Source organism: Pseudanabaena sp. BC1403, from assembly GCF_002914585.1.
Lineage (GTDB): Bacteria > Cyanobacteriota > Cyanobacteriia > Pseudanabaenales > Pseudanabaenaceae > Pseudanabaena.
On the sequence record NZ_PDDM01000011.1, the window covers coordinates 59202 to 72424 of the forward strand.

The 13223-nt window shown below is 43.9% G+C and carries 9 protein-coding genes; 5 read left to right on the plus strand and 4 right to left on the minus strand.

The genetic code is table 11. The features are described from left to right. Positions 1-22 precede the first annotated feature (22 nt). Both CQ839_RS11730 and murD read right to left on the minus strand, forming a co-directional pair. Positions 23-1891: a penicillin-binding protein 2 gene (locus CQ839_RS11730; protein ID WP_103668463.1), complete on the minus strand. Its 1869-nt coding sequence runs from the start codon at positions 1889-1891 to the stop codon at positions 23-25. Between the two features lie 21 nt (positions 1892-1912). Then, the gene (gene murD / locus CQ839_RS11735; RefSeq protein WP_103668464.1) at positions 1913-3316 is read right to left on the minus strand and encodes a UDP-N-acetylmuramoyl-L-alanine--D-glutamate ligase; all 1404 of its coding nucleotides are present in this window, start codon (positions 3314-3316) and stop codon (positions 1913-1915) included. Between the two features lie 591 nt (positions 3317-3907). On the opposite strand from murD, the gene CQ839_RS11740 reads away from it, so the two are divergent. Together CQ839_RS11740 and CQ839_RS11745 are read left to right on the plus strand one after the other, a co-directional pair. Beyond that, positions 3908-5347 (plus strand): methyl-accepting chemotaxis protein, encoded by a 1440-nt coding sequence (locus CQ839_RS11740; protein WP_181016183.1) that lies wholly within the window; start codon positions 3908-3910, stop codon positions 5345-5347. Positions 5348-5398: 51 nt separating this feature from the next. After that, on the plus strand, positions 5399-8053 hold the full coding sequence (locus tag CQ839_RS11745) for a response regulator (protein WP_103668466.1): 2655 nt from the start codon (positions 5399-5401) through the stop codon (positions 8051-8053). Between the two features lie 71 nt (positions 8054-8124). On the opposite strand, the gene CQ839_RS11750 is transcribed toward CQ839_RS11745, so the two are convergent. Further along, positions 8125-9732, minus strand: coding sequence for a DUF4189 domain-containing protein (locus CQ839_RS11750; protein WP_103668467.1), 1608 nt, complete (start codon positions 9730-9732; stop codon positions 8125-8127). Positions 9733-9985: 253 nt separating this feature from the next. Between CQ839_RS11750 and CQ839_RS11755 the strand changes: the two genes are divergently transcribed. The 3 genes from CQ839_RS11755 to CQ839_RS11765 all read left to right on the plus strand — a co-directional run bounded on the left by CQ839_RS11755 (position 9986) and on the right by CQ839_RS11765 (position 12739). Next, complete coding sequence (locus CQ839_RS11755) at positions 9986-10633, plus strand: flavin prenyltransferase UbiX (protein WP_103668468.1); 648 nt, start codon at positions 9986-9988, stop codon at positions 10631-10633. Continuing rightward, positions 10630-11166, plus strand: coding sequence for a lipopolysaccharide assembly protein LapA domain-containing protein (locus CQ839_RS11760; protein ID WP_103668469.1), 537 nt, complete (start codon positions 10630-10632; stop codon positions 11164-11166). The genes CQ839_RS11755 and CQ839_RS11760 overlap by 4 nt, the downstream gene beginning before the upstream one ends. Positions 11167-11251: 85 nt before the next feature. After that, positions 11252-12739, plus strand: coding sequence for a glycosyltransferase family 39 protein (locus tag CQ839_RS11765; RefSeq protein ID WP_103668470.1), 1488 nt, complete (start codon positions 11252-11254; stop codon positions 12737-12739). Between the two features lie 47 nt (positions 12740-12786). Here CQ839_RS11765 and CQ839_RS11770 read toward each other — a convergent pair whose 3' ends face one another. After that, positions 12787-13125: a histidine triad nucleotide-binding protein gene (locus CQ839_RS11770; RefSeq protein ID WP_103668471.1), complete on the minus strand. Its 339-nt coding sequence runs from the start codon at positions 13123-13125 to the stop codon at positions 12787-12789. Positions 13126-13223: the final 98 nt, after the last annotated feature.

Below are 13223 nucleotides of genomic sequence, written 5' to 3' on the forward strand. Positions count from 1 at the left end.
CGCACTTGAGTGCAGGGCTTTCTTATGTGCGATCGCGAGGTGGTGTAGGTACAGCGCTAGGAGAAGCGGTTGGCGAAGGCTTTACATCTTGAGTCGATGGCGATGGTGTGGCTGTTGGCTCAGGCAGAATTGGTATTTTAGAGATAACCTCTTCAGGATGACTTGGCGGAATGCCTTCGCTGACAATAATGTCCTCGATTACGGCCTTGACAATGGGAGCCGCAACAGTAGAGCCAAAGGCATCTGCCCCAACAGGTTCATCAATTACCGCCAACACCACATAACGTGGCTCCTTCGAGGGGAAAATACCAACAAAGCTGGTGATTTTAGCATTGATATACCCCCCACCAGTAGTTGAAGCCTTTTGAGCAGTACCCGTTTTGCCAGCAATCCGATAACCAGGAATACGTGCAGGTAAACCCGTACCTTTCTCGACAACATTAGTCATCATTTCCACAACTCTCTGAGCAGTGGCTGATGAAATGACTTGTCGAGGCGTTGGTAATTTCGGTTGAAAATATTCTTCGCCTTCATCATTAATTAAACCTTTGACCACATGAGGTGTGAGTAACTTCCCACCACTAGCGAGTATGCCCTGCAATTGCACCATCTGAATTGGGGTGAGTGAGAAACCTTGACCAAAAGAAGCCGTTGCTGGCTCGATCACATATTCAATGAACTGCTCTTGCGGCTTGAGAGTACTGGAGGTTTCCGCAGGGAGATCAATACCAGACATATCGCCCAGACCAATCCGCTCTAGCCAACCGTAATAAACCGAAGGCTTCATGCGTTGGATGATATGCACCATACCCACATTGCTCGATCGCTCAAGGATTTGGCTAATGCTGAGCGGACCAACCGCACCGACTTGTTCGTAGTCAAAGTTAGCCACAGGCCAGCCGCCAATAGTCAGAGCGCCTTCATCATTAAATACAGTGTCTGGCTGAATCGCTCCTGCTTCGAGAGCGATCGCGACATTCAGTGGTTTAAATGTGGAGCCTGGTTCATACAGGTCTGAAACTGCCCAATTTTTGAACAGTTTGACATCGGATTCGTAATAACGATTTGGATCATACGTTGGCTCAGTCACCAGTGATAGCAGCCCACCATCCCTAGCATCCATGACAATCACCGAACCCCGCTTTGCGCCAAACTTGACCATCTGTTGCTTGAGGATCTGCCGAGCTGTGCGTTGAATGCGCGAATCAATCGTCATTTGCAAGCTAGTGCGATCGCTTTGCAGCATTCCCGCAGGAATACGGTTAGGAATTAACTTGCCATTGCCATCTTGGGCAACTGATGGCGCTTGGTCGGTGCGCTCTAATAATTTTTCTTGACTAAGTTCGATTCCAGCTTGACCTCGATGATCGACATTCACATAGCCAAGTAGTTCAGCCGCTAAATCCTGCTGTGGATAGAGTCGATGCCGCTGTTGAATAAGATCTAAACCATCTAAACGCAAGTTAAAAATGCGATCGGCATTTTCCTCAGATAGCCAATATTCCACTTGAGTAGAAGTAGTATCACGAGTGAGGATACTGAGCAATTTATCTGCGGGTCGTCTGAGGATCGGCGCGAGTTTTTCGGCGATCACTTCAGGTTTTTCTTTGTAAAGATGAGGATGCGCAAATAATGTGTAGACAGGGCGATCTAGAGCTAAAACTGCACCTTTGCGATCGGTTATGGTGCGACGAGGAATAAATGGTCGCAAAGTAAACATTTGCTGCCGTCGAGCCTTGTCGAGTAAATCAGGTGATGTGATCACCTGTAAGTACACTAAGCGCACAATTAAACCAATCATCGACAGAGCCAGAATCATCCAGATCAGCACTGTTCGACGTTTGAATAGATTAATAGTGGCAAGATCTCTGGGCTGAAGCGATGGGGTCATGAGTGTATTTTGGCGAAATTCTTAGCGAAATTCTTGACAAAGCTCTTGGCAAAGTTGACGGAAGCGATCGCCGCGCTGCTCGAAGTTAGCAAACTGGTCAAAGCTAGCACATGCAGGCGAGAATAGCACAGTTGGCAAAGGCTGGCTAGGGTGATTATGGGCGCGACTGTGGGCAATATGGGCTGCCTGTTTGACCGCATTTTCGAGAGTTTCTACGATTTGATAGTTTTTAAACCCTGTGTCTTTGAGCATTTCGGCAAATAAGTTCGCAGCCTCACCTATCAATAGTACGCTGATCGCTCTTTGATGAATTTGCTCTAGCCATGCACTCGCATCACCTTGCTTCGGCTGACCTCCAGCAATTAATACGACAGGAGGTTTTACAGCTCTTAACCCCACTTCTGCTGCATCATAATTGGTAGCTTTGCTGTCATTAATAAAGGCAATGCCTTCATAAAAGCAAATATGTTCAAGGCGATGTGGGACACCTTGGAAACTAGAGATGGCAAGATCAATATGTTTAGAGTCAATCCCTGCTAGCTTTGCCGCCGCTACCGCCATCAATAAATTTTGGCGATTGTGCTTACCCAAAAGCTGCCAATGGGAGATCGGAAAAACAGACTCACCTCTAAATCTCACCCATCCTTCATGAATACAAGCGCCATCGGCGATCGCTTCGACGACCTGTTCATCAAGCCCTGTCCAAATCGCTTTCGGCCACATTGCTGCACCAAAATTCACCAAATATGGATCATTACCATTGAGGATTATGTTGGCAGATTGATCGATTAAACTAGCCTTGATATTGCGATAGGCATCAAGGGTATAGTGGCGGTTGAGGTGATCTGGAGTAAAAGTAGTCCAGATACCAATTTGGGGCTTGACAGTTTTTGCTGATTCGATCTGATAGCTGCTTAGTTCGGCAATAATCCAATCAGGATTAAGTTTTTGCTGTAATACCTGTAAAGCTATTTCGCAAGCGGGAAAGCCAATATTGCCGCAGGCGATCGCCTTTAACCCCGCCTCCTGAAAAATCGCCGTTGTCAGCGATGTGACAGTAGTCTTTCCGTTAGTTCCTGTGATACCTACCCAAGGAATATGCTTAAGATATCGCCATGCAAGTTCGATCTCACCGATTGTATCAATACCAAGAGATCGCGCCTGTTCAACTTCTTGCCGATCCCAAGGCACACCTGGGCTAACAGCCACGAGGTCTACATTTTGCCCCGATTCAATTAATCTGGCAAAGTCAGGAAATCCTCCAAGCTCAACCGCAATTCCTTCCGACTCTAAAACTTGCTTACGCTGCTCTAAGCTAGGACTAACACTGCTATCACTAACTGTCACTTGCCAGCCATCAGCTTTAAGCAATTTTGCCGCAGAAATTCCAGACTGTCCCAGTCCCAGTACATACGCTTGATGCATGGCGATCGCTTGATTGATAAATTTATTAAATTAAAAAGTTAATATCCAAGGATACAGGAACTTGCGTAAGTAATTTAGGCAAAACCTTAAAACCCATGTTGCCCGCTGCGCGGGCAACATGGGTTTTGAATCTGAGGTTTATTTATATCGAAATGTCAGAATTATTGAGTCGGGCTTTATGTTACGCAATAATTTGAGCCTTAAAGTTTGAGCCTTAAAGTCATTGGGCAAGTAGTAAGCTTTCTGAGTATTATTTTTGACATTGTTGCGAAGCATACTCAAGAGTCACAACAGGAAGCTGTATGTTGGTAATATCATAAAGTCAAGCTAATTTACGGGGTACTGATAAGCTAACCGCAAATTATCCTACTTTTGACATTTCCCAACTTTTGTATATGTTTATATATGGCGAATAAACCTCCCTTTTCAAGCAAAAAAGCGAATGCAAAAAGAAAGAGGAAGGCTGCCGTTGCTGCTGCCCCTATATCCAGACAAGCTTCAAACAAGAGTAGTTGGTTAAATAATTTACCAATCAGCTTCAAGATCCTCTTCGCAATCGTTTCAACTAGCTTTTTTTCATTAGTTAGTTTTGTGATTGCCTCTTTGTATCTCAACAGCCATCTTTCGGCGATCGTTAACCAAGATGCTCAAAGGCAACTATCCGATGCCACATTATTTGTGTTTGGCTTAGGGACTATTTTGATTGTGATTAGTTCATTGCTTGGTCTATTTATTGGTAATACCCTTAGCAAGAGGATTCGTGGTCTAGAAGCGATCGCTAGACAATATGCCGCAGGGGATTTCGGCTCAACTGTAGAGCTTGGTGCACAGGATGAAGTTGGTAAGTTAGCAGATGTTTTTAACCTGATGACTTTTAACCTTGCGCAAAACAAGCAAGATCAATCTACTGCCCAGATTGAAGCCGAAGCTCAAAATGATATTTTCCAAGATGAGATTTCGCATTTGCTGGATGTGGTCTCGGAGTTAGAGCTTGGAGATCTAACAGTTAAGGCAGAAGTCAGCCCCCATGCAACGGGATTAATTGCAGATACGCTCAATCGTTTGTCAGAGCAGCTATCTGAAGTGCTTGCCGCAGTTTTGCAGACCGCTCAACAAGTAACGATTCGCACCGATCGCCTTGAGAAATTAGCGATCGCTGTGTCTCAAAACGCTGAACAGCAGGAAGCATTAGTGGTGCAAGCCCGTTTAGGAATTGAAGATGTAAACCAATTGGCGCAAGATGCGGCACAACTTGCGATCGCGGCAAACAAAGCTGTGCAGAGAGTGCGATCGGCTGTGCGACAAGGTGAGGAGCAAATTATTTACTTGACTGCTTCGATTGAGTCTCTGCAAGCTGCCACCGTGCAGATGGTGCAAAGGATTAAAAATCTAGGCGAATTCGTTGCTCTTGCCAAACAATTTGTGTTGGATCAAAAACGTCTTGCCTCTTTAACTCAGGTTTTGGCGACTAATGCCTCAATGGTAGCGTCACGGGCGTTAGAACAGCGCGACCCTGAACAATTTGTCTCTGTGGCAAGGGAATTTGAAGCGATCGCGTCGCAGGTAAATAACTTAGCTACCCAAACTAATCAAGGGCTAGTAGCTTTGCAACAACGAACGGGATTCGTTGATGTAGTAGTTTCGGGTATTGATCAAGACGTTCGTGATGTGAATAGCCTTGTATTTGACTTTACCAATAGTGTGAATAGTTCAGAGCAGTCATTTACCAATATCGCAACTGTAACCGAGGAGTTATCTGAAATTGGTGTCGCAGTTACTGATTCTTCGCAATCAATCGCTGAAGCTGTAAAATTTAGCTTAGCTTCGATTCAAGATATTGAAGCGATCGCTGAACGTTCTGCTTCTCAGGCACAGTTTACTCGTGATCAATCGGGGAAGATGGGAATGTTGGCACGTCAATTGCTAGAAAGGGTACAGTTTTTCCGTTTGCCGCCAATGCTGGAAACAGTGGACAAGGAAATCGACGACATGGAGTCTCTTGAAATTGATGAATTTCAGGCTGTGCGCTGATGTTCGAGCGACAATCGTCATAATCACAAATTGATAGCGAATAGCGAAATAATGCCAAATTCTGAATTTGATGATTTACAATTGCAAGAAGAACTGCGTAATCTATTTGAATTAGATACTCAGAAATATTTGCAATTATATGTGGATACTGTTCGCAATCTGAATGCTACCAATTGGCGCGAAGATATTCAGCAACTATATCGTTGTGTCCATACGATTAAAGGTGGTTCCGTAACTGTAGGATTTCAAGCTGTACTTCAAGTCTCGACCATATTAGAGGATGTACTTTCCGATCTTCGCTATCTCGACGTTGCTCCACCTTTAGCTGACGGGGAATTAGCTAAAGCTCTGATCGAAGCTGGCGAGCTTTTGATTGGCTCAGTCCAGATGGGTGAACAGAGTGATCCTGATGCAGCGGTGAAGTATATCCAAACTCTGCGCGATCGCCTTCAATCCAAATATTTACCCGAATGGAACGAAATGCGCCAAGTTCAGCAAGAATTTGCTGATCAAGGTTTTGATTTGGTCATCCTTGAACTAGAAATGGCGATCGAAGATTTGCCTCTCACGGGTGAAGTCCCGACAGAAGCTGCTGAGATCGCTAAGCAAACAGTTTCCCAGTTACAGGAAATCGGTTCAGAAATTAATTTGGCGATAACTTGGCAAGATTTTTTGCAAAAAGGGAGTGATTTATGCGATCGCCTAGATTGTGAGTTATGGCACAGAGAATGGATGCCATTTCTGCAAAAAGTCAAAGAAAGCGCTCGTCTGGGTGGAATTTTTGAAATTGAGCCAGAATCAATTATTTCATCGGCAAATATAGAATCAGGATTAATCACTGGCAATGAGGTTGCATCCTTCACCAACTCTCCAGTTTCTCCCACGGCAGACATTCAAATTCCTGTGCCCCTCGATCGCCTAGAGCGATCATCCCAATATCTAGTTGAGACCTTAATGGCAACTCGTGCCACCCAAGGGTTTTACCAGTCTGTTTATGCAAACTTAATGCCGTTAGTCTCGCTTGCTCAGAATAGTGTGCAGTACATTACCCAACTGCGCGAAGTCCAAGATGATTATGCATTATTAGACGCTTCAGGAGAACAGGATGGGCTGAAAATTGAGCGCTATCGTCAAGGCTATACAGCAATTAACCGTTTATTGGAAATCAGTCTCCGTTTGATTGAGTTAGGCTCAGAAACTGGCGAATCGGCAAGGCGAACTGCTGATAGCATCCAAGTTCTCGATCGCAGCCTACGCAACCTCCAGCAAACCATCGAAGAAAGCCGACTTGTTCCATTCTCAACCCTAGCTTTTAGATCGAGAGGAATTTTACGAGATCTAATGACTCGCGTCGGTAAAATTGTCCAGTTTACAATTATTGGAGAGCAACTGGAACTTGATGCAGGTACACTTCGCAGTTTAGAACCTGTGGTACTCCATTTGTTGCGTAATTCCTATGATCATGGAATTGAAGATACACCTAACCGAGAGAAGTTGGGCAAATCTCTACAGGGAAAAATTGAGCTATCTCTAAAACGTCGAGGCAGTATGTTTGACCTTAACATTCGTGATGATGGTAAGGGAATTGATCCCGATCTCATTAGCCAGATAGCCAAATCTAAAGGACTGCCGCTTACCGATACCAGTACTTCTGATCGCCTCCTAAACGTACTATGTCAATCGGGCTTTACTTCTACCACAGTTGTTAGCGATATTTCAGGTCGCGGCGTGGGGATGGATGTGGTGGCGAGTCAAGTTGCCCTAATGAATGGCAAGCTCAGCCTAGTCTCCCAAATTGGTAAAGGCACAGCTTTCACAATTCAAATTCCTGTGCCACACTTGTTTGTACGCTGTATGCTCTTGCAGGCAGGCGATCGCACTTTTGCAGTTCCCACTTCAGAAATTCACACCACCACCTTAGTGGAGGCGCTACTCTGGCAAAAGATAGAGCGCTCCGACTACACAATTGAAGTGCAAGAAGAGTATGGGAAAGTACCAGCGATCGATCTTTATCAATATTGGCAAGGACAAACCGAAACTAGAACGCTCTTACCATCAGCGATCGCAGTGAGGACAAAACAATCCGACAGCAATCAAGGTGTTTGGTTAATAGCTGACACCCTGATTGGACAGAGTGATTTGCTAGTGAATCCAATTCCAGAACCTCTGGTTGCACCGATCGGCTTAATTGGGATGAGCTTGATGCCTGACGGAAAACTTATTCCTGTAATTGACGCACTTTCCTTTGTCGAAGTCTTCTTCTCATCAGAGTCTGAACGTCTCACAATTTCTAGTTCCCAATCAAATACGTCCTTCCTTGAACTATCTAGCGATCGCCAAATTTTAGTAGTCGATGATGCGGCTCTGATGCGGCGAAGAATTGAGAGTAGCTTGTCACCACAGGGATATGAAGTTACAACTTGTGATGATGGTATGGATGCTTGGCAATGGCTGCAACAGCATAGTCAACCAGCATTACTAATTACTGATATTGAGATGCCTCGGATGGATGGATTCACGTTGATTGATCGTTGTCGTCAAGCAGGATTTGATATGCCGATTCTTGTGATTTCATCTCGTCTTGCGGAAGAATGGTCTCGCGAGACAAATCGTCTCGGTGCAACTGATTATCTCACCAAAGGTTTCTCGACATCGGAGTTAGTGAATAAAGTTAGCGCTCTCCTCGAATTAAGAACGCTTGCATAATACTAGAGAACTGCGGTGCGAAGAGCCGCAGTTCATGTTATGGCTGTCGCTATACAAGTTAGGACATACAGCTATTGACGGACAGGTAAGCAGATTGTATTGGTGATTGTACAATCAACGCCTTTATATTTCTGGCAGACTCGTTTTGCGGTATTTTCGGCGGCAGTCATATCTTCTGCCCAGCCTGAGCCAGCCGCTCCATTAGAACTCTCCGCTAGAGATATGCAGGCATTTTGCGCCCAGATTAATACTTGGCAGTCTCCTGAAGCGGAAGAGCTTTCACATTCATTTAAAGCCCTTGTTTCGGCTGCTTTTTGGGAAGGGAAGTTCCAAGAGTATCCTTTGGCTTGTGTCGATGGGGAACGCGCGATCGCACCAAAACTTGACAAAGTGGGATTGGTAGTTGCAACTACAGGAGGAGGCTCTGGAGGCGCATCTGTTGCTTTTATAGGCCCTAGTGTTTCGGGGGTGGGCGAAGTAGTTGGCGAAGCAACAGGAGAACTTGTTGCCGCTTTTGTGACTTCAGCTTGGGGCGTATTATCAGCAGGGCGATTAGTTAGTTTTGGGATCAGAATTGCTGTGGCGATCGCAGCCGAAACTGATATCACTCCAGTTAAGATAATCCATACAAATGGTTGGAATCTCGTAAAAGCTGGATTAGGAGCCGTGACTGTGACATGGGGAGTTGTGACTGGAGACTGAGGAGGTGTTGGGATAGGGGTTTGGGGTGTAGTAGAAGCAGATACAGGAACAGTGTCTCTGTTTGTATTAGTAATTATAGTTGGCGACGCATCTGCTGCGGTTGATGGATAAGCGATCACTTCTGTTGGTGCAATACTATTGATGTTGGTGGCACCAAGAGATTGAATTGCCTGTAGAGCTTCGATCGCAGATTTATAGCGCTGACTAAAATGATAAAACACCATGTTTTGCAATACTTCCGCAAAAGCATTACTGACATCTACGCGATCGCGCCACAAAATCTCGCCCGTATTAGCATCTTCTTGCAAGCTATCAGGAGCAATTCCTGTGAGAGCTTGAATTCCAATCATGCCGACAGCATAAACATCACTGCTGAGTCGAGGTTTTCCCCTTGCTTGCTCGCTGGGCATATATCCTGGTGAACCAATGCTTACTGTGACATCTGTATTGCCTTGTGAGTCAGTTCCTAGAGCGGTGATGTCTTTAACTGCACCAAAGTCAATGAGGACGATTTTGCTATCTTGCTGACGACGCATGAGGTTTGCAAGTTTAATGTCACGGTGAATAACATTATTCTGATGGACAAAGGATAGAACCTCTAAAATCTCTAGCAATAAAGTAATCGTGGCACTTTCAGATAATCGCATTCCAATGAGAATCTCAGCAGCGAGGCTATGCCCTTCCACAAATTCTTGTACTAAAAAGAATTCATTGCTTTCTTCAAAGTGCGCAAATAGCTTAGGAATCTGTGGATGGGCATTTCCCAATTTGTAAAGATACTCCGCTTCCCTTTCAAATAAGCTTTTAGCGATCGGCAAAACATTTGGGCTAGTATCCTTGGGCTTAAGTTGCTTGACAACACAGGTGGGATGACCTGGTAGATCTGTGTCTTGAGCCAAGTAAGTATCGCCAAATCCTCCACTTCCGAGAACTTTGAGGATCTTGTAGCGATTCCTTAATGTTTTGCCTACTAACATAGTTACCTTCCAAGTTACATAGCTATTGGACAGAAGCCTTCGTAGATCAATATGAGCAATTCATATATTGCTCATATCTCCACAATCAAATAGGATTGCTTTAGATTTAAGCTTAACAAACAGAGCTATGATTGAACTATAGTTTTAGCCATTCTTAAAACCAAAATATGAGAGGCGGCGCATCGCGCCGCCTCTCATATTTTGGGCTTAGAAGCTATACTGTGCTGAGTTAAATGCTGAATTTAGATACTGAATGCAAAATCAAAAAGCGATTGTATTAGGAGTCTCTGGGGCATCAGGCATGATTTATGCTGTGCGATCGCTCAAATTTTTATTAAATAATCATTACAACGTCGATCTGGTTGCTTCTAAGGCGGCGATGATGGTTTGGCAATCAGAAAATGATATGGCGATGCCGAGTAACTTGCGATCTCAAGAACAATTTTGGCGCGATCGTAGTGAAACTAGTGATGGTAAGTTGATTTGTCATCAATTTGCCGATGTGGGAGCAACGATCGCTAGTGGTTCATTTCGGACATTGGGAATGCTGGTAATTCCTTGCAGTATGGCTACTGTAGCTAAAATTGCTCATGGACTAAGCTCAGATCTATTAGAACGTGCCGCCGATGTACATCTTAAGGAAGGGCGAAGATTGGTAATCGTTCCTCGTGAAACTCCCTTGAGCTTGATCCATTTGCGAAATCTCACCACCTTAGCCGAGGCAGGAGCAAGAATCGTTCCTGCGATTCCTGCTTGGTATCACAACCCGCAAACGATTGAGGATTTGGTAGATTTTGTAATCGCCAGAGCATTAGATCAAATGGATATTGATGCAGATTTAATTCAGCGTTGGCAAGGTAGAATGCCCTCAAATATTGCCGCAGGAGATCCAGAATTATGACCCGATCGCGTTTTTCACAAACTACAAATGCGGCTAACAGGAAATCATCAAGCACGATCTTGATCTTGCAGCTTACGAGCATAGGGCTTGCGATCACCTTACTAGCGGCTGTCTTTGTCCAAAATTTACAACCTGCGGTGCAGATTTCTTTTTTAGGACAAAAAACGATCGAGATTCCCTTAAGTGTGGCAATGTTAGTTGCTTTTGTGGGTGGTGGGATTCTGGCGTTTGTGTTTAATGCGATCGCCTCTTGGCGACAAAATTTATTAATTCGTCGAGCCGTTATTGCATCTGGATCTGGTAAAGATCCGAAAGAGCAGGTCAAAGCTGAAAAATTCCAAAGTAAAGAAGAATTTGAGGAGGAGGAAGAAGAATACGAAGATGAAGAGGAGTATGAAGAAGAAGATGAAGAAGAGTATGAAGATAATGATCCTGACACCGTTCCCTACGGCAATCGCTCAAACATGAAATCTAAAGATTCGCGTCAAGTTAAGCGCGATCGACCTCCCCTTGACGCAAAATTCATCAAATAAACCAAACCCAAGATAGAGAATGCTGCAAAGCAGCATTCTCTATCTTGGGTTTGGTTTAAGCACAGAGCATTGTAGTTGAATACTAATGAGTTCATATCTATCCCTATTCTTGCTGTTGTTGATCCTTTTGCGATGCATCTTTTGGCTATTTGCGCCGCCAAATCCCGATGAAGCTTACTATTGGTTGTGGGGACAACATTTAGACTTCTCTTATTACGATCATCCGCCTTTACAGTCATGGTTACAGGGATTGATAACCGCATGGTTTGGCAAATCTCTATTTACATTGCGATCGCTAAATCTACTCACTAATGGCATCTTTTTCTATACCTATTACTACATTCTCAAATATCTCTATGGAGATCTTGCACGGCGTTATATCTGGTGGGTGATTCTCGCCATCCTTGCTTCGCCTTTATATAGCATCATGCTTTCTTTGGCATGGCATGACCATTTAGCGATCACCCTTAGCCTGCTTGGTGCATACCTATGCATTCGCTTTCTTGATGAATATTTAGTAAATGGAAAAGGCACAAACTGGCGACTATATGGCAGTGCGATCGCCCTTTCTCTTGCACATATTACTAAATATAATTCGCTGTTTATGACATTGGGTTTATTGGCTGCGATCGCTACCTATTCTCAATTAAGAAAATTATTTCAAGATTTGCGTTTGTGGCTATGTTTTGTCATTGGTGCGATCGCGTTTCTGCCAGTATTTTATTGGAACTACAGTAATAATTTTTTGTCATTCCGTTTCTATGCAAATCGCAGTGTCGATAGTGGCACATTAATCATGCGATTGTTGGAACCATTGGGCTTTATCGGGATTTCATTATTAATGCTTTCTCCATTCGTAGCATGGTTACTGTGGCAAGGTTTTTGCAATGCAAAAGGAATTTACAAAAGAGTTGCGCTGTGGACATTTATAATTCCCACAGGTTTATTGATGGTAATTTCTCTGTTTTCTACAGCCCTCTATTATTGGAATATTCATGCGTATTTACTTCTATTTCCCTTACTTCCTTTAGCTGTAGCAGATTCCCCTCAGCCGCCAGCCCCATCTCCAAGAGGCAGAGGGGGAGAGAATCTGAAAATTTTTTATGGGATGGGAGTATTTGGACTATTATTTACATCTCTATTTGTCTGGAACTCCTGCATGTTCCCTATCAGTGCCGTATTTGGGAAAGATGGAGATCAGGATGGGCGGATGATTTATGGCTGGAAAGAAGTTGCAGCGGAAGTGCAGAAAATTAGCAATACTTTGCCCGAAAGTCCTCTGTTAATTACTTCTGATTATCGCTCGGCGGCAGAACTTGCCTATGAGATGCAAAATCCCAATGTGACCGCAATTTCTAAACGCATCAGTCAATTTACTATTTGGAACCTAGAGAATGCAGTGAAACATAAAGGTAAAAATGCAATTGTGATTTCCGATCAATGGTATCCCCTTACTGATGAAGCGATCGCGCATTTTGATCGGGTCACCCCGATTAGTAATGTCAAGATTCATCGATTTGGCTTGTACTTGAAGACCTATGAAATTGCGATCGGGCAAAATTACAAACCATAAAAAAATAAAAAAAGAGGTGGCGCTTTGCGCCGCCTCTTTTTCTTTGCTTAACCTGGGGGCCATGTAAAGGCGCGATCGCCTAAAACATGGATATGTAAATGGAAAACACTTTGGCCTGCCTCAGCACCATTATTAGTAACTAGACGAAAAGCGGTTAAGCCTTCTTGTGCAGCGACTTTACTGGCTACAAGCAATAGATGTCCTAGCAATGCTTGATCCTCAATTGTTGCTTCTGAAAGCTTAACTATGGGCTTTTTAGGAATGACGAGAAAATGCACAGGAGCTTGAGGATTGACATCGCGGAACGCAAGAGCAAGATCATCCTCATAGATAATGCTCGCAGGAATTTCCCGCTTAATAATTTTGCTAAATATAGTTTCGCTCATTTTGAAAACCTCTAGTTTTTTTATATACAGCGCGTTGCTCTCAAACCAAAACCAAGAAATTTTTTAAAAGTGTTGCTTTGCAACACTTTTAAAAAATT